At 72.6% G+C, this 23,360-nt stretch carries 14 protein-coding genes and 1 pseudogene; 6 read left to right on the top strand and 9 right to left on the bottom strand.

Annotation, left to right across the window (positions count from 1 at the left end; translation table 11 throughout):
* Window positions 1-12: 12 nt before the first annotated feature.
* Complete coding sequence (locus tag C6W10_RS05800) at window positions 13-2,460, top strand: nitrate- and nitrite sensing domain-containing protein (protein WP_234361635.1); 2,448 nt, start codon at window positions 13-15, stop codon at window positions 2,458-2,460.
* On the top strand, window positions 2,457-2,879 hold the full coding sequence (locus C6W10_RS05795) for a roadblock/LC7 domain-containing protein (protein ID WP_101365437.1): 423 nt from the start codon (window positions 2,457-2,459) through the stop codon (window positions 2,877-2,879). The genes C6W10_RS05800 and C6W10_RS05795 overlap by 4 nt, the downstream gene beginning before the upstream one ends.
* Before the next feature lie 41 nt (window positions 2,880-2,920).
* On the opposite strand, the gene C6W10_RS05790 is transcribed toward C6W10_RS05795, so the two are convergent.
* Both C6W10_RS05790 and C6W10_RS05785 read right to left on the bottom strand, forming a co-directional pair.
* Window positions 2,921-3,949, bottom strand: a complete 1,029-nt coding sequence (locus C6W10_RS05790; protein WP_107257148.1) for a phosphotransferase family protein — start codon at window positions 3,947-3,949, stop codon at window positions 2,921-2,923.
* A gap of 65 nt (window positions 3,950-4,014) precedes the next feature.
* Window positions 4,015-5,514, bottom strand: a complete 1,500-nt coding sequence (locus C6W10_RS05785; RefSeq protein ID WP_107257147.1) for a GH1 family beta-glucosidase — start codon at window positions 5,512-5,514, stop codon at window positions 4,015-4,017.
* Between the two features lie 1,066 nt (window positions 5,515-6,580).
* On the opposite strand from C6W10_RS05785, the gene C6W10_RS05780 reads away from it, so the two are divergent.
* The 3 genes from C6W10_RS05780 (at window position 6,581) to C6W10_RS05770 (ending at window position 11,515) form a co-directional block, all read left to right on the top strand.
* Window positions 6,581-9,490 carry a glycoside hydrolase family 48 protein gene (locus C6W10_RS05780; protein WP_107257146.1) on the top strand — a complete coding sequence of 970 codons (2,910 nt, stop codon included), beginning with the start codon at window positions 6,581-6,583 and terminating at the stop codon, window positions 9,488-9,490.
* A 429-nt stretch (window positions 9,491-9,919) separates the two neighbouring features.
* Window positions 9,920-10,825, top strand: a complete 906-nt coding sequence (locus C6W10_RS05775) for a phosphatase PAP2 family protein (protein ID WP_369931370.1) — start codon at window positions 9,920-9,922, stop codon at window positions 10,823-10,825.
* A 9-nt stretch (window positions 10,826-10,834) separates the two neighbouring features.
* Window positions 10,835-11,515, top strand: coding sequence for a maleylpyruvate isomerase N-terminal domain-containing protein (locus C6W10_RS05770; RefSeq protein ID WP_107257144.1), 681 nt, complete (start codon window positions 10,835-10,837; stop codon window positions 11,513-11,515).
* Window positions 11,516-11,534: 19 nt separating this feature from the next.
* Here the strand turns inward: C6W10_RS05770 and C6W10_RS05765 are convergent, their stop codons facing one another.
* Window positions 11,535-12,368: a DUF1028 domain-containing protein gene (locus C6W10_RS05765; RefSeq protein ID WP_107257143.1), complete on the bottom strand. Its 834-nt coding sequence runs from the start codon at window positions 12,366-12,368 to the stop codon at window positions 11,535-11,537.
* An 85-nt stretch (window positions 12,369-12,453) separates the two neighbouring features.
* On the opposite strand from C6W10_RS05765, the pseudogene C6W10_RS05760 reads away from it, so the two are divergent.
* A pseudogene (locus C6W10_RS05760) lies at window positions 12,454-13,427 on the top strand (LLM class F420-dependent oxidoreductase).
* A gap of 214 nt (window positions 13,428-13,641) precedes the next feature.
* Here C6W10_RS05760 and C6W10_RS05755 read toward each other — a convergent pair.
* The 6 genes from C6W10_RS05755 to C6W10_RS05730 form a co-directional block, all read right to left on the bottom strand.
* Complete coding sequence (locus C6W10_RS05755) at window positions 13,642-15,990, bottom strand: transglutaminase domain-containing protein (RefSeq protein ID WP_107263695.1); 2,349 nt, start codon at window positions 15,988-15,990, stop codon at window positions 13,642-13,644.
* 41 nt (window positions 15,991-16,031) lie between these two features.
* Window positions 16,032-17,186: a DUF58 domain-containing protein gene (locus C6W10_RS05750; protein ID WP_107257142.1), complete on the bottom strand. Its 1,155-nt coding sequence runs from the start codon at window positions 17,184-17,186 to the stop codon at window positions 16,032-16,034.
* Between the two features lie 10 nt (window positions 17,187-17,196).
* Window positions 17,197-18,192 (bottom strand): MoxR family ATPase, encoded by a 996-nt coding sequence (locus C6W10_RS05745; protein WP_107257141.1) that lies wholly within the window; start codon window positions 18,190-18,192, stop codon window positions 17,197-17,199.
* Between the two features lie 52 nt (window positions 18,193-18,244).
* Window positions 18,245-20,854, bottom strand: a complete 2,610-nt coding sequence (locus C6W10_RS05740) for a fibronectin type III domain-containing protein (RefSeq protein ID WP_234361873.1) — start codon at window positions 20,852-20,854, stop codon at window positions 18,245-18,247.
* 277 nt (window positions 20,855-21,131) lie between these two features.
* A complete protein-coding gene (locus C6W10_RS05735) occupies window positions 21,132-22,436 on the bottom strand; it encodes a fibronectin type III domain-containing protein (protein ID WP_107257140.1) in 1,305 nt (434 codons plus the stop codon).
* 280 nt (window positions 22,437-22,716) lie between these two features.
* Entirely contained in the window at window positions 22,717-23,295 is a 579-nt protein-coding gene (locus C6W10_RS05730; RefSeq protein WP_107257139.1) for a hypothetical protein, read from the bottom strand.
* Window positions 23,296-23,360 lie beyond the last annotated feature (65 nt).

The following is a 23,360-nucleotide window of genomic DNA, read 5'->3' as shown; positions in this document are numbered from 1 at the left end:
CGGGACTGGCGGATGCGTACCAAGCTGGGCGCCGTCCTCGTGGTCCCGTCGGTCGCGTTCCTGGTGCTCGCCGGGGCGCAGACCAGCGCGCTGGTCAGCCAGGCCGACCTGCTCGACGAGTTCGCCGACCAGGTGACGGTCGGCCGCGAGATCACCGCGCTGGTGCACGAGTTGCAACGCGAGCGCGACCAGACGGCGGGCGAGCTGGCGGCCCTGAACACCGGATCGGCGCCGCCGGTCGAGCCCGGCCGCCCGCTGCCGGCGCTGGAGTCGGTCTACCCGGTCGCCGACCGTGCCGCCGAGCGGTTCCGGACGGCGGCGTCGCCACTGGCCCGGGGCGAGGCGTCGTGGCGGATCTCCTACGACCGGGTCGACAACGCACTCGAACGGCTGCCGGAGGTCCGGGCCTCGGTGCCGGCGGCCGGCTCGAACCCCGACCCGGTACTCGCCGAGTACGACCGGACCATCGAGGTGCTGTTGGTGCTGCTGGCCGAGCCGTCGCCCGGTACGGATCGCGGCGACCTCACCGACGCGGTGCTGCGGTACGTCGAGTTCGCCCAGGTCAAGGAGATCAACTCCCGGATCCGGGGCCAGCTCTACGCCGCGGCCCGGGCCGGCCGGTACGACCAGAACGACCTGGTGACGCTGACCGACCTGCGGGCGCAGCAGCTCACCGGCCTCGCCGGCTTCCGGCTCTCGGCCACCGACCGGCAGATCGAACGCTACGACCAGGCGTCGACCGATCCGAACTTCGTCGCCGCGGTCCGGATGGAGGAGACGACCTTCTCCGCCGGTGGGCGTACCGCCGCCGTGCTCGAACCGGGTCGCTGGTGGACGATCAGCCAGCAGCGGCAGGAACTGCTCCGCCAGGTCGAGTCGGGTGCGGTCGACGACGCGGTCGCGCTGGCCGACGCCCGCAGTGCCGAGCAGTTGCGCCGCACGCTGCTCACCGCTGGCGGCGTGCTGGGCGTCCTGCTGGCCGCCCTCTTCACCTCGATCGCGATCGGTCGCTCCGTCGCCCGGTCGCTGCGGATGCTGCGCAGCCAGGCGTTGCGGGTGGCCCAGGTCGAGCTGCCGGAGACCCTGGAACGGCTGCGTACGGTCGACCCGGTCGCCGCCGAGTTCGAGGTACCGCCGGCCGACGTCCGGTCGATGGACGAGATCGGCGAGGTGGCCGAGGCGTTCGTCGCGGTGCACCGCAGCGCGGTGACCGTGGCGCTGGAGCAGGCGGTCATGCGTCGACACGTCAACGCGATGTTCGTCAACCTGGCCCGCCGCAGCCAGGTACTGGTCGAGCGGCAGTTGGAGCTGCTGGACGAGCTGGAGCAGGACGAGAGCGACCCGGACCAGCTCGACAACCTGTTCAAGCTGGACCATCTCGCCGCCCGCATGCGCCGTAACGACGACAGCCTGCTGGTGCTCGCCGGCAGCGAGGCCACCCGGCGGTGGAACCGTCCGGTGCTGCTCGCCACGGTGATGCTCGCGGCGGTCGCCGAGATCGAGCAGTACCAGCGGATCCGGCACCACGTCGCCGACGAGCTGTACGTCGTCGGGCACGCCGTCGCCGACCTGGTGCACCTGCTCGCCGAGCTGCTGGAGAACGCCTCGTCCTTCTCCCGCCCGGACACCGTGGTCCAGGTCGAGGCCGCCGGGCAGCGGGACGGCAGCGTCCTGGTGGAGATCGTGGACCAGGGGCTGGGGATGAGCCCGACCGCGCTGGAGCGGGCCAACCAGGTGCTCGCGGTACCGCCGGCCGCGGACGTCGCCGCGTCGGAGCGGATGGGTCTCTTCGTGGTCAGCCACCTGGCCGCCCGGCAGGGCGTCCGGGTGCGGTTGCGGACCACCGGACAGGGTGGCCTGGTGGCGGCGGTCTGGCTGCCGGCGAACCTGCTCGCCCCGGCCCCGGCGGCGGAACCGGCGGGTGGCTCGGGACGGCGGATGCTGGAGATCGTCGCGGGTGCGATCGCCGGCCCGAACGGCACGCATCCGTCGACCGGCCGACCGGCCGAGGGCGGCGCCGACGGCGGCCCGCTGCGCCGGACCGGGCGCCGGGAGACACCGACCCGGGCCGAGGACGTGCTCGGGATGGCCGCCGGTGCCGGTTCCGCACCGGCGAGTACCTGGTGGTCCCGGCAGGGCAAGGGGAGCGCGGCGGCCCCGGCTGCCGGCGGCGCTGCCCCGGGCGGGGCGCTGGTCACCGGGAACGCCCCACCGGCGGTACCGGTTACCGGCGGGACCAACGCCAACGGGCTGCCGATCCGGGTCCCGATGGCCCAGCTCCGGGTGAAGGCGGAGCCCGCACAGCCCCGGCCGCCGGCCCCGCGTGAGGCGCCGGATCCGGAGCAGGTGGGCGGGATGCTGTCGCGGTACTACGGTGGTCTCCGCCGGGCCGAGGCGGAAGACACGATGGTGATACCCATGGCGCCGGCCGGCGCGCGCACCGAAGAGGAGAAGTATTGAACACGCTCAGTCAAGAGGCACGGGATCTGAACTGGCTGGTGAGCGGGTTCACGGAGCGGGTACCCGGGGTGGCGCACGCCATCGTCGTCTCCGCCGACGGACTGCTGGTGGCGGTCTCCGAGCACCTGCCCCGGGACCACGCGGACAAGCTCGCCGCGGTCACCTCCGGATTGTCCAGCATCACCACCGGGGCCGCGGAGATGTTCGACGGCGACATCGTCAAGCAGACGGTGGTCGAGATGGGTCGGGGTTACTTCCTGGTCATGCAGATCCGGGACGGTTCCATCCTGGCCACGCTCGCCGCCAACGACGCCGACATCGGCGTGGTGGGTTACGAGATGGCGAAGCTGGCCAAGGCGGCCGGTGAGATGCTGACCCCGGCGCTGCGGGCCGAACTCCAGCAGGCGCTGCCCCGCTGACCGGCCGCGTCCGGTCGCCGGGGCGACGGTGTGGCGTCGTCTCATGCCTGCCGGACCTGGTCCAGCCGACCCAGTTGCGCGTCGAGCAACCCCGCGAGCCATCGCTCGTATTCGGCGCGTTCCGGGCCGCCCCAGCCCCGGGTGGCGCCCTCGACGCACATGATGAGATAGAGATAGATGGTGTAGAGCGTGAGCCGGCGGCGGGCCGTCGTGGTCAGTTCGAGCCGGTCGTGTCCGGCGGAGGCGTAGCCCGCGAGGATCTCCGGTTCGTCGTCCAGTTCGCGGAAGAGCGTCATCGAGACCAGTTCGGCCAGCGGGTCGCCGAAGAAGGCCCGTTCGCCGTCGATCAGGCCGGTCACCCGGACCGTGCCGGCAGGATCGGCGGCGACGAAGACGTTGCCGTCCCAGAGGTCGAAGTGGACCAGCGCGGGTCGGCGTACCTCGTCGAGGACGTCGGCGTGCCGGCGCAGCAGGTCGCCGATCCGGTCCGCCGGGGCGGGTAGCGCAGTGCCCAGCCGGATGGCGTCGGCGAGGATGTCGTCGACCATCGCGCCGAAGGCGGCCCGCCAGGACGGCTGCCAGCTCCGGCTGCCGCGCAGCGGATAGCCGTACGCCGGGCCGGTGACGGTGTGCAGCCGGGCCGCGTGCGCGGCGATCTCACCGCGTACGGCGGCGAGCTGCGCCGGGGTCAGCTCGTCCCGGGTACCGTGCAGGTCCGCGCCGGCCACCCGGCTGAGGAAGACGAAGTCGGTGCCGATCAGGTCCCGGTTGAAGTCGGCGTAGACGACCTCGGGTACGACGGTCACCACCCGGGCGGCCCGACGGTAGAAGTCGACCTCGGTGCGCATCAGGTCGACCTCGTGGCTGAGCAGCTTCAGCTCGGGTGGCGGGGCGACCTTGAGCACCAGTTCCGTGCTCTCGCCGAGAGTCACGGCGTAGGCCGCGTTGTAGGTGCCGCCGGTCAGTTCCCGCCACCCGGTGATCCCGGTCCGGTCACCGAAGCCGCGCCGGACCAGCGACCGGAGTTCGCTCTCGGAGACGTGCCTCCTGGTCGTGCTCTGGTATTCCATGCGACCCCCCTCGGCGGTACGGTCGGGCGGCGGTGCCGACCCGAGGTGACGTTCCGGACCCGGGGTCAGACGGTGTTGTCGGCGATCACCCTCCGGTACCAGTGCGCGCTGCGCTTGGGGACCCGGCGTTGGGTGGGGAAATCAATATAGATCAATCCCCACCGCTGTTCATAGCCCTCGTTCCACTCGAAGTTGTCCATCAGCGACCAGACGTGGTAGCTCTCCAGCGGCACGCCGTCGGAGATGGCCCGGTGCGCGGCCGCCAGGTGCTCGCGGAGGAAGGCGATCCGGCCGACGTCGTCGACCGTGCCGTCCCCGTCGAGCCGGTCCGGGGTGGGCAGGCCGTTCTCGGTGACGGTGAGCGGCACGTCGCCGTAGTCGCGGGTGACCCGGGTCAGGATGTCGTACATCCCGTCGGGGAAGATCTGCTGCCAACCCGCCTCGGAGGTCGGCCACCTGCGGACCGTACCGCCGTCCGGGGTGACGTAGATCGGCGTGTAGTACTGCACCGCGAGCAGGTCCACCGGGGAGGAGATGATCGCCAGGTCGCCGTCCCGGACGCCCCGGACCATCCGGCTCTCCGGGCCGAGGTCGGCCAGCACGTCGGCCGGGTAGGCGCCCTTGAAGATGGAGTCCAGGTAGAGCCGGTTCTCGTAGCCGTCGTAGAGCCGGGTCGCCTCAAGCGCACCGGGGGCGGTGTCGTCGGCCGGGTAGCAGGGGTGCAGGTTGAGCGCGGGGCCGATCCGGCTGTCGCTGCCGGTGGCGCGCAGCGCGCGTACCGCCAGGCCGTGCGCGAGTTGCAGGTGGTGCGCGACCAGGTAGGCCGCGTCCGGCTCGCGCAGGCCGGGGGCGTGGTGGCCCTGGAGGTAGCCGTTCTGCACCACGGTCTTGGGCTCGTTGATGGTCAGCCAGACCGGCACGCTCGCACCGAGCGCCTCGAAGATCGCCTCGGCGTAGTCGGCGAAGCGGTAGGCGACGTCCCGGGACTCCCAGCCGCCGACGTCCTGGAGCGACTGCGGCAGGTCCCAGTGGAAGAGCGTGGCCATCGGGGCGATGCCCCGGTCGTTCAGGCCGTCGACCAGGCGCCGGTAGAAGTCGAGTCCGCGCTGGTTGGGCGCGCCCGTGCCGTCGGCCTGGATCCGTGGCCAGGAGATGGAGAACCGGTACGTCCGCAGCCCGAGATCCTTCATCAGGTCCAGGTCCTCGACGTACCGGTGGTAGTGGTCGGCGGCGATGTCGCCGGTGTCGCCGCCCCGGACCCGTCCCGGGGTGTGGCTGAACGTGTCCCAGACCGACTCGCCCCGTCCGTCGTCCTTGGCCGCGCCCTCGATCTGGTATGCCGAGGTGGCGGCGCCCCACCCGAAGCCGTCCGGAAAGCGGAGTCCGAGCTGCGTCTCCGGTGCCGTACGTCGCTCGTCGTCGGCCTCGGAGTCGGCGTCGCGGCCGGCCAGCGGCGCGTCGGCGACGTCGGCTGCCGCCGTGCTCGTCGACAGCGGGCCGGCGGGCACGGCACTGGCGGATAACGTGGCGCGGCGCAGCAGATGCCGCCGAGTCAGTACGGACATGCTGTCTCCTCGTGAGTGGGGCCCTCCGCACGACGCCCGGGAGCGCTCCCACACAAGAGCGTAGCGATCTACCGAGCGATTGCGTATGGGATGTTCGGGTGGCAATGGCGGGTCTGGGCCTCGTCCATTGCCCGTCCCCACGTGCGTCATGACCACGGCGACCGTTCGTCGCGTCGCGACGAGGCCGGTCGCCGTCCGAGGTGCCGATGACGCAGCCGATCGACCGGTTCGCGTCGAGACGCTGTACCGATGACCGATTTTCCCGTCGTTGGCGGGGGGTTAGTGTGGGGACGGGGAGGGCAACCCCCGTCCCCAGCTTGAGTTACAAACACGCACGAACGGAATTGGCGTCCAGGTCGTGCGTGCCGCGCGGGAGCCGGGCCACGCGAGTGGCTCTGGTTCCACCTCCTTCCGACGGTGGTGAGCTGGCTGACGGCGGAGTCCGGGCTGGCCCGCCCTCAGCCCTCTGGCTGAGCGGTCGGCGGCTACGTACGATTGCCGTAGCTCGCCCATCGGGGAGCGGTCGACCCGGCGGACCGGGTCCTCGCAACCCCCGTGGTGGTGCGATCCAAGCTACTTACATCATCATCAATGGAAGCGCTCCCATCGACGTTGGTTGGACTGTAGCCCGCGTCACGGGTTTGTGAAAGACCCAAAATAAGATCGAAACATCCGGCCAACGTCGAGGAAACTCCGTTGTGCTGCCTCGGTCGCATCGATGCCCAGGTCAGGGCGCCCCTTCGGACGTCCCCAGTGCAGCCGGGGCCGGCTCCACTTGCTGCGGGAGCGCTCCCATGCCACACTGTCGAACTATCGCGGTAGGGGAGCCACAAGCTGACGCGATCACGGGCCGCCAGGGCATCCGAGTCTCTCGGTACGGCGCCCCTGCACAGCTCGGAGCCGCCACGTCCGGCGTCTCCTCCGGCGTCCGCCGACCCCGGTCCGGGACGGGTTGACCACCACCATTCCGGCGCCTACCCACCCACGCGCATCGCCCCCGCACCACGCGCAGGAGGCGCCCAAGCCGCGGCAGTCCGCGGCCCGGTCCGCGAGGAGAAGTCACGACATGAAGTTGAGGTTAGGAAGACGCCGACTGGCGATGGCCGCCGCCGGCATATTGGTGGTCGGAGGTGTGGCCGTCGTCCCCGGCACCGCCTACGCGGCCCCCGGCTGCGACGTCACCTACACCGCCAACAGCTGGGGCTCCGGATTCAGCGCGTCCGTCACCATCCGGAACGTCGGCGACCCGTTGACCAGCTGGAGCCTCGGGTTCACCTTCCCGGGCAACCAGCGGATCACCCAGGGCTGGTCGGCGAACTGGACCCAGTCCGGCGCGAACGTGACCGCGACGAACGTGTCCTGGAACGGCAACCTGGCCACCGGTGCCTCGACCAGCATCGGGTTCAACGGCACCTACTCGGGGACCAACGCCAGCCCCACCGCGTTCACCATCAACGGCAACGCCTGCAACGGCGCCCAGAACACCGCACCGACCGTCGACATCAGCAGCCCGGCCAACGGCGCGACCTTCACCGCACCGGCCGACGTCACCGTCTCGGCCACCGCGAGCGACGCCGAGGGACCGGTCGAGCGCGTCGAGTTCTACCGCAACGGCCTGCTGGTCGGCACCGACACCAGCGCGCCGTACAGCTACACCAACAGCGCGCTGCCGGCCGGGTCGTACACCGCCCAGGCCCGCGCGTACGACAGCGCCGGGCTGAGCGGCATCGACGAGGTGGCCTTCACCGTCGGCGGCACCAGCCAGGCGAGCGTGGTCGTCCCGGCGACCCTCTCGGTACCCGAGGGCGGCAACGCGGCCCTGAACGTCAGGCTCAGCGCCGCACCGACCAGCAACGTCACCGTCAACCTGGCCAAGACCGGCGACGCGGACGTGACGCTGGGCGCCAGCACGGCGACGATCACCCCGTCGAACTGGAACACCGGGGTCAACGTGGCGGTCAACGCCGCCCAGGACGCCGACGACACCAACGACACGGCGACGATCACCGCCAGCGCCAGCGGGCGCACTCCCGGCACCACCCAGGTGACCGTCACCGACGACGAGGGCGGCGGACCGGCCGGCGAGTACGGCGAGGAGTTCCTGGAGCTCTACAACAAGATCAAGGCGCCGGCGAGCGGCTACTTCAGCCCCGAGGGCGTGCCGTACCACTCCGTGGAGACGCTGCTGGTCGAGGCCCCGGACCACGGTCACGAGACCACCTCCGAGGCGTTCAGCTACTGGCTCTTCCTGGAGGCCATGTACGGCCGGACCACCGGCGAGTGGGGACCGTTCAACAACGCCTGGCAGGTCATGGACCGGTACATCATCCCGTCCGAGACCCAGTCGAACTACAACGCCAGCGACCCGGCGGACTACGCCCCCGAGGCGAACCGGCCGGACCTCTACCCGCAGCAGGGCGGCAAGCTCGACTCCAGCGTCCGGGTCGGTCAGGACCCGCTCGCCGCCGAGCTCCAGTCGACCTACAACAGCGGCCGGGTCTACGGCATGCACTGGCTGCTCGACGTGGACAACGTCTACGGCTTCGGCAAGTGCGGCGACGGCACCACCAAGCCGGCGTACATCAACACCTACCAGCGCGGCCCGCAGGAGTCGGTCTTCGAGACCGTGCCGCACCCCTCCTGCGAGACGTTCAAGCACGGCGGCCCGAACGGCTACCTGCCGATCTTCATCGGTGACTCGTCCTACGCCCAGCAGTGGCGCTACACCAACGCTCCCGACGCCGACGCGCGCGCCGTCCAGGCCGCGTACTGGGCGCTGAAGTGGGCCAAGGAGCAGGGCGCCCAGGGCCAGATCTCGGCCACCATCCAGAACGCCGCCAAGATGGGCGACTACCTGCGCTACGCGATGTACGACAAGTACTTCAAGCAGCCCGGGTGCGCCTCGCCGTCCTGCGCGGCCGGCAGCGGCAAGAACAGCGCCGCCTACCTGCTCTCCTGGTACTACGCCTGGGGCGGCTCGCAGGGTGGCAGCAGCAGCTGGTCGTGGCGGATCGGTTCCAGCCACAACCACGGCGGCTACCAGAACCCGTTCGCCGCGTACGCCCTCTCCACGGTGTCCGAGCTGACCCCGCGGTCGCCGACCGCGCGGACCGACTGGGCCACCAGCCTCACCCGGCAGATCGACTTCTACACCTGGCTCCAGTCGGCCGACGGTGCCATCGCCGGTGGCGCGACCAACAGCTGGAACGGCGACTACAGCGCCCGCCCGGCCGGCGTGCCGACCTTCTACGGCATGGTGTACGACGTCAAGCCGGTCTACCACGACCCGCCGTCGAACCAGTGGTTCGGCTTCCAGGCGTGGAGCATGGAGCGGGTCGCGGAGTACTACCACGAGAGTGGTGACGCCCGGGCCAAGGCGCTGCTCGACAAGTGGGTGAACTGGGCGATCGCCAACACCACGGTGAACGGTGCCAACTACCAGATCCCGTCGACGCTGAGCTGGAGCGGTCAGCCCGGTGGCAACTGGACCGCCGGCACCACCTCGGTGAACAACAGCAACCTGCGGGTCTCGGTGGTCGACCACACCCAGGACGTCGGTGTCGCGGGTGCCTACGCCCGTACGCTGATCTACTACGGTGCCAAGGCCAACCACGCGGCGGCCAAGAACACCGCCAAGGCCCTGCTCGACGCCGTGCTCCAGCACAAGACCGACAAGGGCGTCGCGGTGACGGAGACGAAGGCGGACTACAACCGCTTCGACGACCAGTACAACTCCAGCACCGGTCAGGGTCTCTACATCCCGCCGGGCTTCACCGGCACCATGCCGAACGGCGACCCGATCAACCAGAACTCCACGTTCCTGAGCATCCGCTCGTTCCTCCAGGACGACCCGGACTGGCCCAAGGTGGAGTCGTACCTGAACGGCGGCCCGGTGCCGACGTTCACGTACCACCGGTTCTGGGCGCAGATCGACGTGGCCATGGCACTGCACGACTACGACCGGCTGATCGGCTGATCCCGGTCACCAGACGGGCCTGATTCCCACGGTCAGGCCAACCGTGGCGGGCCCGGCCGGATTGGCCAACGCAGCGATCCGGCCGGCCCGCCACTCCCGTTCCACTCCGGACAGCACAGGGGCGACCACCACCGCCCCAAGGGCGGGCGGCACCAGCGGGTGCCGCCCGCCCTTGCCTGTCCGAGCCCGGGACCAACGTCGTCCGTGCCGGCGTCGTGGCGGAGATTTTCGTGGCCCGGCCCGGTAAAGGCACTGAGTTTCCAGTCAGTCCGGGGTGCCCCGTGCGGCAAGACGGAGTATCCTGGCCTCAGTGGGAGGGGCCGCTTCCCCCGTGGCGGCCCCTCCCGCTTCTTGTTCTCCCGCCCCCTCGCCGCCCGCCGGTCGAGTGCGGTGTCGGCTATGCCGGGAGCGTCCGATACGGTGTCGGGCGTGCGTGGCCGAAGCGGCATCCTGACAGCGTCCTGGCTGATCCTGTTGACCGCACTACAGATACTCGCGTTCGTCGTGGTCTGGCGGTTCGCCGTCGGCACCGAACACGGTCAACTGCTGGACACGATCGCGCTGACCGGCAACTCGATCGGGCAACACCGGATCGAGGGCATCGTCGGCGGCGTGCTGAACGCGGTCTCCCTGCTCTCCCTGCTGGTCGCCACCGCGGTCATCGGCTTCATCGCGCTGATCCGGGTCCGGATCACCCTGGCGGTGGTGACGGTCGTGCTGATCGTGGGCGCCAACGTCACCACCCAGGCCCTGAAGTACTTCATCGAGCGGCCCGACTTCGACGTCGACGAGGCCCGGGAGGCGGCCGGCAACAGCCTGCCCAGCGGACACACCGCCGTCGCCGCCTCGGTCGCCATCGCGCTGGTCATGGTGCTGCCGCCCCGGGTCCGCGGCTGGGGCGCGCTGGTCGGCGCCGGCTACTCCGCCGCCGCCGGGGTCGCCACCCTGTCCGCCGGCTGGCACCGGCCCAGCGACGCCGTGGCCGCGCTGCTGGTGGTCGGCGCCTGGGCGTCGGCGGCCAGCCTGGTACTGCTGCTGACCCAGCGCGAGACCGCGCAGGTCTCGGCGGCCGACGGCAACCGGCGGGTCACCGCGGTACTCGCCGTCGTCGGCCTGGCCCTGCTGCTGGTCGCCGCGCTCGCCCTCGGCTGGACCGACGGGGTGCGCTCGACGCCGATCCCCGAGTTCGACCGACGCCAGCTCATGATCGCGTACGGCGGCAGCGCGGCCGGGATCGCCGGCACGGCCGCCCTGGTGACAGCCCTGGTACTCGTCACCCTGCACCGGGTGGTGCCCCGGCACACCGGTCGGGGCGCCACCGCACCGGCCGACTAACCTGTTGGCGTGCGGGTGGTCGAGGTGTTCCGGGGCGAGGCCGCCCGGCTCGCCGGAGTACTGGCCGGGCTGACCGAGTCCGACTTCGCCCGACCGACGCGCTGTGCACCGTGGAACGTCCGGGAGCTGGTCGCACACGTGAGCATCGGGGCCGGTCGCATGGTCGGGATGCTGGCCGAGCCGGCACCACCACGTGCCGAGGTCGACGCCGCCGCCTACTTCGGGCCGGCGAAGTTCGCCCCCGCGACCGACGCGGCCCGGATCGACACGGCTCGCCAGCACGGCGCCGGATCCGGCACCGGCCGGGACATCGCCGAGGAATTCGCCCGGACCTGGCGGGCCGGGTACGCGGTGAGCCTCGCCGCGCCGCCCGGCCGGCTCGTCCGGACCCGGCACGGCGACCCGATGACCCTGGAGGAGTTCCTGGTGACCCGGGTGGTCGAGCTGGGGGTGCACGGGCTCGACCTGGCCGCCGCCCTGGACCGGGAGCCGTGGCTGACCGAACCGGCCGGCGAGCTGATCGCCGAGCTGCTGGTCCGGGCGGCCGGCCCGGCGGCAGCCGGCCTCGCCGAGGAGCACCACTGGGACCGGCTGACCCTGGTCGCCAAGGCCACCGGCCGGCGGCCGCTGACCGCTGCGGAGCGGGTCGAACTCGACCGTCGCGGGGTGCGCTGGCTCTCCTTCGGTTGACCTGCCGGGACCGGCCCGGTCAGGACTGCGCGCGCAGGTGGGCGAGGACCACCGGATCGATCTTGCCCGGCACCATCCGTTCCTCCAGGTTCTCCACGCCGGCCCAGGCGGCGAGCCGATCCTCCAGCGCCGCACCGTCGCCCGGATGGCCCACCCCGGCGAGCAGCCGCGACACCTCGTCGGCGAGGTCACCGGTCAGGTCGAGCAGCGTCTCCGGATCGGGGCGCTCGAAGAGCAGCCGGTGCACGTCCAGCAGCCGCGCCAGCTCGGCCACCGGATCCGGGTGGTCGTCCACCCGCAGGTCCACCATGACGTCGCTGCCGCCGCCGTACCCGCCGCCGCGGCGGACGACCAGCAGCGCGGCGCTCTGCCGGCCGCGCCGGTCACCGCCGGCCAGGTCGCCGGCCCGGAGCGCGCCGAGCAGCCGGTCCGGGAAGCGCCGGTCGGCGCCGCCCAGCCAGGCGTCCCGCATCTCGTCGACGACCTGCGGCCCGACCAGGATGTTGCCCTGCACCGCCCAACCGGCACCGGCCTGCCCACCGGCCCAGTCGTGGCAGCCGACGCCGGTGTAGGTGGCGGCCGTACCGTCGGCGTCGACGATCCCGAGCTGCCGCTGCGGACGGCCGGAGTCGGCGGCGACCAGCCCGGCCAGCGCGTCGGCCGCCGCCAGACCGGTACGCAGGAACGCCAGCCCCTGCGGCCGGTAGGCCAGGTTGGCGTACGCCTGGGTGGCCAGGGCACCCACCTCGGCCTCGGCGGCCGGCACCACCGCGCCGACGGCGAGGAACTTGCTCGCTACCGCGACACCGTGCAGCCGGCCGTCGTCGGAGCGCGCCACGATGGAGAAGGTCACCCGGCAGAGGCTACAAGAACGGGCCCGTTCTGTTGCCCGGGCCTGGGGGAGCGGGCACCATCTACCGATGACCACACGCTGGGGAATGACCGTGCCGCTGGGCGGCGTACCGCTCGACGGGCACGACGCGATCTACGCCGCGCTCGCCGAGGCGGGTTTCACCGACCTGTGGTCCGCCGAGGTGGCCGGCAGCGACGCCTTCACCCCGCTGGCGCTCGCCGCCGCCTGGCAGCCGTCGCTGCGGCTGGGCACCGCCGTCGCCCCGGTCTTCACCCGGGGACCCGGGCTGCTGGCGATGAGCGCGGCGGCACTGGCCGAGGCCGCCCCCGGGCGGTTCTCGCTCGGGATCGGCGCGTCGTCACCGGTGCTGGTGCAGGACTGGAACGCGACACGGTTCGCGGACCCGTACCGGCGCAGCCGCGACGTACTGCGTTTCCTGCGGGCGGCGCTGCGGGGCGAGACCGTCGACGAGGTCTACGACACCTTCACCGTACGGCGGTTCCGGTTGGAGCGGCCGCCGGCCGTACCGCCGCCGATCCTGCTGGCGGCGCTGCGGCCCCGGATGCTCCGGCTGGCCGGCGCCGAGGCGGACGGGACGATCCTGAACTGGCTGGCCGACGACGACGTGCCGAAGGTGCTCGCCGCGTTGGGGGAGCGCCGCCCCGGCTTCGAGGTGGCGGCCCGGATCTTCGTCTGTCCGACCGAGGACGCCGGGTACGTCCGGGCCTCCGCCCGCCGGCTGATCGCCACCTACCTGACCGTCCCGGCGTACGCGGAGTTCCACCGCTGGCTCGGCCGGGAGTCGGTGCTCGCTCCGATGTGGCGGGCCTGGGCGGCCGGTGACCGTCGGGGTGCCGCCGAACTGGTCCCGGACGAGCTGGTCGACGCGCTGGTCGTGCACGGCAGCCCGGAGGTGTGCCGGGCGAGCGGTACGCAGCGGCCGGAGTGGACGTTCCGGTGCTGGCCCTGCTGCCCACCCCGGAGGTGACGGCCGGCGGCGCCGCCGCGCTGACCACGCTGATCGCCCAGCTCGGTCCGGCGACCGGGCCCCCGGCCTGACCCGGAGCGCTGATCGCCCAGCTCGGTCCGGCGACCCTGCCCCCGGCCTGACCCGCATCGCTGATCGCTCAGCTCGGCCCGGCGACCCTGCCCCTGGCCTGACCCGGAGCGCTGATCGCTCAGCTCGGTCCGGCGACCCTGTCCCGGCCTGAGCGGAGCCTGGTCGCCGGCCGACACCGGGTGTGCTCGGCCCGACCGCGTTGCCGGAGGCTGCTCAGCGACGCCAGCGCAGCGGGCCGGGGTGCAGCGACCAGAGCACCCGGCGCCACCACGGCCGGCCGGCGCGGAGTTCGGCCGCGTACGCCACCGCCAGCTCACCGGCCCGGCGGGCCTGCTCGTCGGTGGCGTTGCCGGGCGCGAACGCGGCCAGGTTGACCAGCGCGGCCAGGTCGTCGACCGGCGGTGTCGCCGGGCGGAGCGGACCCGGTCGGCCCGGCTGCTCCGGTCCGCCGCCGGGGGCCGGTCCCGGGCCTGGCTCCGGCCCCGGCTTCGTCGCGTCGGGCAGGCTGGACCGGGCGTGCTCGGCGACCTCGGTCGCCGCCAGGTGCTCCGGCGCCGGTCGCCCGGCCAGGCGCAGCGCGTCGGTCACCTCCCGCCAGGCTCCGGCGATCCGCTGTGCGGGCGGCCCCTCGGCGAGCCGGCGCCGACGCAGGCCCCGACGCAGGCCGACGATCAGGGTGGCCAGCCCGGCGAGCAGGAGCAGCAGCCCGCCGGCACCGCCGCCGACCAGGACGGGGGTGCCGAGGCCGCCGCCCCGGCCCGGGCCGGCCTGCGGGTCCGGGGTGCCGCTCGGCGTGGCCGCCGCGCTCTGCGACGCCTCGTCCGGCGGCGGGGTCGGATCCTCCGGCTCCGGCTTGAAGTCCTGCTCGACCGGCTTGGGCCGGGTGTTCGGCTTCGGCAGCGGGTCGAACGCCACCCAGCCGAGCCCCTCGAAGAGCACCTCGGGCCAGGCGAGCGCGTCCGCGCCGCGTACCGGCCCGGTGCCGGCCGGCGACTGGAAGCCGACCACCACCCGGGTGGGCAGCCCGGTCATCCGGCCGAGTACGGCGAACGCGGCGGCGAACTGCTCCGAGGTGCCCCGCTGCCCGCCACCGTTGCTGGGGCCGAAGAGGAAGAAGTTGAGGTTCGGATAGGCGTGCCCGCTGGGCGCGTCGGCGACCACCCGGTAGTGCTCGGCAAGAAACGTCTCGATCGCGTCGGCCCGGGCGAACGGCGCACCGTTCTCCTCGGCGAGCTGGGCGGCGAGCTGCTGCATCTGCTCCGGTGCGCCCGGCTCGACCCTGAGGAACCGGGCCACCGCGTCGCCGGCCGGTACGCTCGCCGAGGGCAGCAGGCTGTAGTCGGGGCTCTCCTGCCGGGAGGTGACCGAGTAGGTCAGGCCCGTCGTCAGCCCCTCCGGCCGGATCAGCGTCCCGCTCTCCTGGTCGTACGCCACCCGGGCGCCGGTCACCTCTCGCGGGGTGGCGACCGCCGGCAGCAGCTTTCCGGTCAGGCTGTCGATGGTGATCTGCTGCACCACCTGCCGCACCCGGGCGTCGGGCAGCGGTTCCGGCTCGGGTAGCACCCGACCGGCGTTCCGGTACGTCGCGCCGACCCGCCAGGTCACCCCGTCGTAGTCGCCGAGTACGGCGAGTCGGATGCGCCGGCTGGTCGACGGAGCTTCCTCCTCCTCGACGGCCGGCTCAGCGCCGTCGCCCCCCGGGGTCGGCCCGGCGGTGCCGGTCGGCTGTCCGGCGGCCGGCGGCCCATCCGCTCCCACGGTCGCCACGTCGAGCAGCTTCTGGTCGGGGTTCAGCGCCCAGCCGGAGATCCGGATCAGGGGATTCTCGTCGAGACTGTCCACCTGGGGCGGTTGCACGTAGCGGCGCGGGTCGACCGGGGTGGCGCCGACCTGCCGGGCCACCAGTGGCGCCACCAGTACGGCGAGGCCGAGCACCAGCACCAGGCCCAGTGCGGTACTGGCCAGGGTGCGGGCCCGCAGCGCGGCCCGGACCCCCGGGTTCAGCTCGCCGGCCGGGTCGGGGACGCGGCCCTGTTCCGGCGGAGTCGGCCGTCCACCGGTGGCCAGCGCCACCGCACCGGCGGCGGCGAACGCGACCGTCAGCCACGGCGTCGGATCGGCGTTCGGGCCGACGACGTAGAGCGCGCCCGCGTAGAGGGCGGCGGGGGCGGTCAGGCCGAGCAGCACCCGGTCGGCCCGGATCCCGACCTCGGCACCGGCCAGCCCGGCCAGCCAGGCCGCGACCAGCGGCACGATCACGGTGTCCGGCACCGGCTCGACCGGGATCAGCGCGGTGAGCAGCCGGGGGATGCCGTTGCGGGCGGCATCGGCCGCCACCTCGCCGAGCGAGCCGGGCAGGTCGGCCCGCTGCGCGGTGAACCGGAGCACGGCCGCGGTGTAGCCGAGCAGGACCAGCACCGAGAGCGGGGCGACCAGCCAGGACGGCAGGCGGCGGGCGGCCAGGCTGACCCCGACCGAGCCGACCGCCGCGCCGAGGACGAGCCGGCTGAGCAGCGAATCGGCGTACACCCCGCCGAGGACGGCACCGGCCAGGCCGATCATCGCCACCAGGGCCAGCGGCACCGGCAGCGTCCGGAGGAACTTCACCACCGGCGGACCCCGTCCCACTCGGCCGCGAACTCCGCCCCGTCGGCCGCGTCGATCACGACCAGTCCGGCGCTGCCTGCCGGGATCTGCCCGCCGGCTCCGAACACCCCGGCCACCACCGACGGGTACGCGGGGCGGAGCGCGCCGACGTAGCCGAGGTCGGCGGCGGCGCCCGGACCGGTGAGGAAGACCAGGGTGTCGCCGAGCTTCTCCTGCCGCAGCCGCAGCGTCGTGGTGCGCAGCGGGTCGCCCTCGGTGCCCTGCGGCCCCGGCACCAGGTCGGCGGCGGCGAGCCGGTCCAGGAACTCCCCGGAGCCGTCGGAGTCGGCCACCAGCAGCAGCGTCACCGGCAGGTCCTCCCGGCGGGCGGCGACCACCACCGAGGCGGCCGCCTCGCAGGCCGACTCGAAGGTCTCGGCGATCCCGTCGACCCGCTCCGGATGGGCACCGGCCCGGTTGTCCAGCAGTACGACGATCCGGGGCAGGCTGGTGTCCAGCTGCTCCTTGACCATCAACTCGCCGACCTTGGCGCTGCTCCGCCAGTGCACCCGGCGCAGTTCGTCGCCGACGACGTACTCCCGGAGCGAGTCGAAGGTGATCGACCCCTGCGGTACCTTGTCGATCCGCCCGTCCATGCTCCGGGCGATCCCGGCCGGCACCGCCGCCAGCGGGTGGATCCGGGGATGCACCCAGACCTGGGCGGTCTCGCCGTGCGAGCGGGCGACGGTGATCAGCCCGAGCGCGTCCCGCCCGGTGACCCGCAGCGGACCGACGGCGATCACCCCGCGCCGGGTGGTCGGAACCGGATAGCTGACCGTGGTGTCCCGGCCGGGACGCAGCCGGAGCAGCGGCACCGGCACCGCCCGGTTGCCGCAGCGGTCCTCGGCGATCAGGTTGGCCGAGCGGAGCCGGGCGCTGTTGCGCACCGTCAGGGTCATGGTGGCCGGCTCGCCCCGGCCCACCCGGTCCGGGTCGGCGACCCGGGTGACGTCGAGCCGGGGCCGCCAGCTGGCGTTGCCGGCGGCGCAGCCGACCGCGATGGCGGCGGTGGTGCCGAGCAGGGCGAGTTCGGGATAGCCGAACCGGAAACCGGCGACGAGGAGGATGGCGGCGCCGACGAGGAGGCCGATGCCGCGCGAGGTGACCGTCATGGCGCCGGGATCAGGTGCCGGCCGAGGCGAGCTGCCCCGAGGGGAGCGGCACCGGCACCGACGCGATCGCCTCGCGCAGCACCTCGGTCGCGGTGACGCCCCGGACCTGGGCGTCGGGGGAGAGCAGGATCCGGTGCGCGAAGACCGGCTCGACGAGGGTCTTGAGGTCCTCGGGGAGGATCCAGCCGCGCCCGTCGATCAGGGCGTACGCGCAGGCCGCCCGGGTCAGCGCGATCACGCCCCGGGGGCTGACCCCGACCCGGACCTGCGGGTGGTTGCGGGTCGCCGCGGCCAGCCTGACCGCGTACGCGTAGAGCGGGTCGGCGATGTGCACCCGCTGGGCCATCCGGACCATCTCCCCGACGGTGGCGGTGTCGGTGACCGGCTCCAGCGCCTCCGGGGAGCGCATCGGGGCGCCCCGGAGCACCTCGATCTCGACGGCCTCGTCGGGATAGCCGACGGAGAGTTTCACCAGGAACCGGTCGAGCTGTGCCTCGGGCAGCCGGTAGGTGCCGTCCATCTCGACCGGGTTCTGGGTGGCGACCACCAGGAACGGCCGGGGGACCGGGTGCCGAACGCCGTCCACGGTGACGTTGCGCTCCTCCATCACCTCCAGCAGCGCCGACTGGGTCTTCGGGGAGGCCCGGTTGATCTCGTCGGCGATGACGATGTTGGCGAAGACCGGGCCGGGGTGGAACTCGAAGCCCCGGCTCGCCTGGTTGAAGATGGTCACCCCGGAGACGTCGGCGGGGAGCAGGTCCGGGGTGAACTGGATGCGCCGCCACTGGCCGTGCACGGTCGCCGCGATCGCCCGGGCCAGGGTGGTCTTGCCCACCCCGGGCACGTCCTCCAGCAGGACGTGCCCCTGGGCGAAGAGCGCGGTGAGCGCCAGCCGGACCACGTGCGGCTTACCCAGCACCACCGAGCTGATGTTGTCGGCTATCCGGGCGGCCAGGTTGGCGAAGCCCTGCACGTGGTGCGGGGTAAGCGGCTCGTGGTTGTTCACGGTCGTGGTGCTCCTTGTTACCGGAGGTGCTCCCTGTTACCGGGCGACTCGGTCAGCAGGTCGGCAGGACGTTGATATTGTCGCCCCCTTCGAGGTTGAGCCAGGCGAACGGGATGTACGGCTTACCGCCGTTCCACTCGATCCGGACCCACCAGGTGCTGCGCTTGTCGTCGTTGTAGACGTAGGCGTAGACCTCCTCACCGGACTTCTTGCAGAGCGCCTTGATTCGGGTGCCCGGCTTCGCCCAGCCGACCTGGCGGTCGTCGTCCTGCTGGGTCACCGAGAAGATCTCGTTGCCGTTGCGGCCCGGACCGTCGGAGTTGCAGTACGTCCGCTGCTCGCCGGAGGAGCCGTTCTTGCAGGTGGCGATGCCGTAGACGGCGGCGGTCGCCTTGTCGACCTTGTCGGTGCCGGGGCCGGCCGCGTTGGTCGCGGTCACCGTGAAGCTGTAGTCGGTCCCCGGGGTCAGCCCGGTGACCCGGATGCTGGAGCAGTTGCCGTTGACCTTGGCCCGCCCGGCCGGGGTCACCGAGCAGGCCGCCTGGCCGCCGCCGTCGTCCACGGTGAAGTTGACCGTGACCGAGGTGGCGTCCGCGCTGGTGCCGGTGATGGTGACCCGGGGCGCCGCGACCGTCCTGGCGGTGTCGGTGGCGGCGGCGCCGGCCCCGGCCTCGTTGACCGCCTGCACCCGGACGGTGACGTTCGCCCCGTCACCCAGTTCTCCCACGGTGGCCTGGGTGTCGGTCACCTCGCTCTTCTTGCCGCCCGCCTCGACCACGTATTTCGTGATCGGGCGGCCGTTGTCGGCCGGCGGGCTCCAGGTCATCGAGACGGTGCCGCGCGAGCCGGCGACCGTCTTCGCCTGGAGGTTGACCGGCGCCGCCGGGGTGCTGAACGGTACGACGCTGTTGCTGGCCGGCGAGGCGGCCGAACCGGCGCCCTTCTCGTTGATCGATACGACGGTGAAGGCGTACTGGTTGCCGTAGTCGAGTTCGCCGGCCGGGATCACCAGCTCGGTCTTGGTCGACTCGCCGACGGGTGCGTTGGCGCCGGCCGAGATCGCGGTCACGGCGTACTTCTTGATTTTGTAGCCCTGGCCGTTGGCGGCCGCCCACCTGACCAGCACGGTGCCGTCCGGGCGTTCCTCGGCGGTGACGCTGGCCGGCGGATCCGGCACCTCGGAGGTCGGCACGACCGGGTTGCTCTTCTTCGCCGGTCCGGCGCCCTTGGCGTTCACCGCGTGCACCGCGAACTGGTAGGTCTCGCCGTTGGTCAGGCCGGTCACCTCCAGCGAGCGCTGGTTGGCGCCCACCTCGAAGGTCCGGCCGGCGCCCTGCACCACGTAGCGGGTGATGGCGGCACCGTTGGCGGCGGCCGGTCGCCAGCTCACCCGGGCCTGGGCGTTGCCGGCGGCGGCGGTCACCGACTTCGGGGCGCTCGGCTTGCTGATCACCGGCTTCGGCGGCGGCGGAGGCGGCGGCGGGTTCGGCGGCGGATCCCCACCGAGGATGTCGTTGGCGTACTTGTTGACGTCCTTGACCCGGTGCTGGTCGTCGATGACCCGGGCGACGGCCGAGTTCGGCGCGTTGATGAAGAGGTGGTTCTCCCGGACCTCCAGCTCCAGCGGGCCGTTGGCACCCGGAATCTCGATCTTCTCCAGCAGCTTTCCGGTGGCGTCGAAGGAGTAGACCGTCCCGGTGTCGTCGTCGGCGCAGTAGAACCGGTCCGCCCAGGCGACGGCGGGGTTGAGCTTGGTGCCGGCGCCGGGCACCCTGAACTGCTGCCCGACGGCGCCGTTGTCGGCGACCACGATGTTGCGGTCGTCGAGCACGGTCACCGGCACCCGGAGGCCGGTGGTCCGCGGCGGCAGGTCACCCGGGCCGGTGAGCGGCAGTTTGATCGGGCGCTTGTCCTTGCCGCGCAGCGTGGTGAGCGTGCTGGTGGTCCGGTCCAGCACCGCCACGCCGTCGTCCAGGGTGGAGAGCTTGAGGTCGTGGCTCGGGTCGGCGACCGCCTCGCTGAAGATCTGCTCCGGGTTGACGCTGCCGCCCGCGCCGCCGCTGTCGGACTCCGGAAGTTTGGCGGCGGTGATGGCGGAGACGGTTCCCTCGCTCGGCACGGCGACCCAGAGCCGCCCCGTCCCGTCGAACTGGCCACCGGTGATGCCCGGCGGATAGTTGATCTGCTCGCCCACCGGGGTCAGCGTCCGGGGGTCGAGCTGGCGCACGATTCCCTGCACGGCGTCGACGACGAACGCCGCGTCCTCGTGCAGGGCCACGTTGACCCCGATCCCTGCGGTCGTCTTGGTGGTCGCCATGATCTGTAGCGTGGCGAGGTCGAGCGAGCTGATCTGGCCGGTGTTCAGGTCGCGCAGGATCAGCAGCCGGTCGGTCTGCACGACCTGCATCTCGTGGTTGCGGCCCTGCGGGATCTGCACCCGGGTGTCGACCCGACCGGTCACCCCGTTGACCCGGGCCATCTCACTCTTGGTCATGCTCCACAGCCAGGAACTGGCGTCGTAGCTGGCCACGGCGTTGTCGGCAGCGCCGAGGCCGAGCACGGTCAGACCCATCGCGGCGGCCAGCGCCGCCACGGTGGCGATGGTGACCAGTCCACCCCGGAGCCGGGACCGGCGACGGGCCGGCGGCGCGTCCGGCGCCACACCGGCGGGGTCGACCCCGCCGATCCCGTCACTGCCTGTCAAGCCGTTGCCTGTGGTGACCACAGCCGGCCGCCTCCCCACCCGTGGGCGGTCGTGTCCGACCGCCGTCGTCAGCGAATCTTTCCCGAAACCGCGTGCCATCATAGGGCCCGAGGCTTTGGCTGCGGGTACCCGCAACGTGCCGTTGTGGACAGACGGGGCGTGAATTGTGGATAAGCTCCGGTGCCCATCACCGTTTCCGCAGGTCAGTGCGGTGGAAACGGTTGTCGAATTGTGATCAGCGTGGTGTCGCCCCGGCGCCGTCCCGCTTCGTACAGACAAGATCCGACGGGGCGAATTCGTTGGTCGAATAGACGGCGAGCACCGAGAAGCAGTAATCGAGCTTGGAGTTCAACGCGTTCACCTTGAACGTGGTCTCGCCGGCACCGACCGTAGTCATCGGCTTGGTCGGCTGGCCCGCCCGGCCGCCCGCGACGACGAACGGCACCGTCCCGCCGCTCGGATCGGTCCAGCTGATGGTGATCGCCGAGCCCTCGTCGACCAGCTTCACGTCGGTCGGCGGCTCACCGGCGACGACCGGCTCACCGCGCTCGTCGGTCGGCCCCTGCTCCGTCGACCCGCTCTTGTCCACCAGCACCGCGACCACCACCACGATCGCGGCGACCACCGCCGCGGCGGCGGCGACCGCGGCGGCCACCGTCGAGCCGCGGCCCCGGCTCGGCTCGGGGGCCGGCGCCGGCGCCACGGGGGTCGGGGTCGGTGCGATCACCGGGTACGACTCGAGCTGCGCGACCGACTGCGCCGAGTACGGCGGGTACGTCGACGACGCCTGCTCGGCGGCGCCCGGGGCGTACGGCGAGGTCTGCGCCTCCGCCGGACGGGCCGGTACCGGCTCGGTGGCCGGCAGGTATCCCGGTGCGGTGGCGGCCGAGCGGAACAGCCCGTCCCCGGCCGGTCGGGCCGGCGGTGCGGAGAGCGGCGCGGCGGGTGGCGCCGAGACCAGCGGCGGCCCGGCCGGTGGTGCCGACAGCGGTGCCGGTGGTGCCGACAGTGGTGCCGGTGGTGCCGACAGTGGTGCGGGCGGTGCCGAGAGCGGTGCGGGCGGTGCCGGCGGTGCCGAGAGCGGCCCGACCTGATCCGGTGCGGCGCCGCCGGGCGGCTCGCCGAGGTAGTCCCGGGCGGCCCGGACCTGCCAGTGGTCCTCCCCGAGCACACCCGGCCCCAGCGAGGCGATCCGGCCGAAGTTGCGCCGCGCCTCGTGCCGGTTGCCCAACTCCTCGGCGACGGCGCCGAGTTCGAAGGTGAGCGACAGCATCAGCGGATCGGCGTCACCCCACCGGCGCTGACCGTCGACGATCGCCTCTTCGAGCAGCCGCCGCGCCGCCGCCGGGTCGTCTGCCTCGCGGTGCCACCGTGCCAGCAGCCCGACGGTGCCGAGCACCTCCGGATGGTCCTTGCCGTACGCCGGCCGGGCCGCGTCGAGTGCCTGTGCGAGCAGCCGTCGGGCACCCGGATCGTCACCGCCGTCGCGGAGCGCCCGGGCGCGGCCCTGCACGGCGGCAAGTTGTGGAGGCTGAGACACGCCAGCCATGCTGCCCCCTGCACGGGGTACCGCGCCAGCCGGGTACCCGTCCGGCGGTGCCGTTCCGACCCGGTGCCGGAGGCCGACCCGCCGCCCGTACGTCGCTGACCAGGGCCGATCCGAGCGTCCAGCAATTCCGGTCGGAGTTTCCCGCGATCCGGTCCGGCAGCCGGCGACGGTCCCGGCTGGCGCCGACCCGCCCCGGGGTCGGGCCGTGTTCCGGTGGGGCCGGTACGTCGACGCCGGCCCCACCGGCGCTCCTGCCCGGTCGGCGCCCCGGTCAGCGGCTCTGCAACGCGTCCAGGCCGACCGCCATCGCGATGACCAGCCGGCGGTCGAGCTGCGGCAGGTGGACCTCGACCACGTACCGGTCGCGCAGGCCCCACTTCTTCACCACCGAGAAGGCGGGCTGGCCGCCGATGGTGAAGTCGAAGTGGTAGGGGAGCCAGGAGAGCGAGTCGACGAACCGGCGCAGCAGCGCGACCGGCAGGCTGCGCTCCTGACCGGTGGCCTGTCCGAGACCGGGCTGCTCGACATGCCAGGTGGAGCGCAGCAGCGACGACTTGAAGTCCTTGCGGAACAGGCCGATCGGAGTACCGGCGGCGTCGGTCACGTCGTACGTCGCGCCGAGGTCCATCACCTGACGGGCCTTGAAGCCGAGCACCGGCTGCTGCTTGCTGTCGTCCGCGTAGAGCGTCACCTGCTCCTTGAAGGCGAGCCGCTTCTGCTGGGCGAAGGCCAGCAGTTCACCCTCGGAGCCGTCCGGGTTGACCGCGTGCACCTCGTACTGGTTCACCATGAACCGGATCCGTTGCCGGATGTGGAACTGGCGCTGGGACTGGAGCACATCGAGCTGCATGGGCAGTTTCCTTTTTCTTTGGGGGTTCCGGCGTGTTTCTTTGGGGGTTCCGGCGTGGCGCGGCC

This window comes from Plantactinospora sp. BB1 (assembly GCF_003030385.1).
Classification (GTDB): Bacteria; Actinomycetota; Actinomycetes; order Mycobacteriales; family Micromonosporaceae; genus Plantactinospora.
Note: the sequence above shows the minus strand (reverse complement) of the source record. Positions and strands in the feature narration are given on the sequence as shown.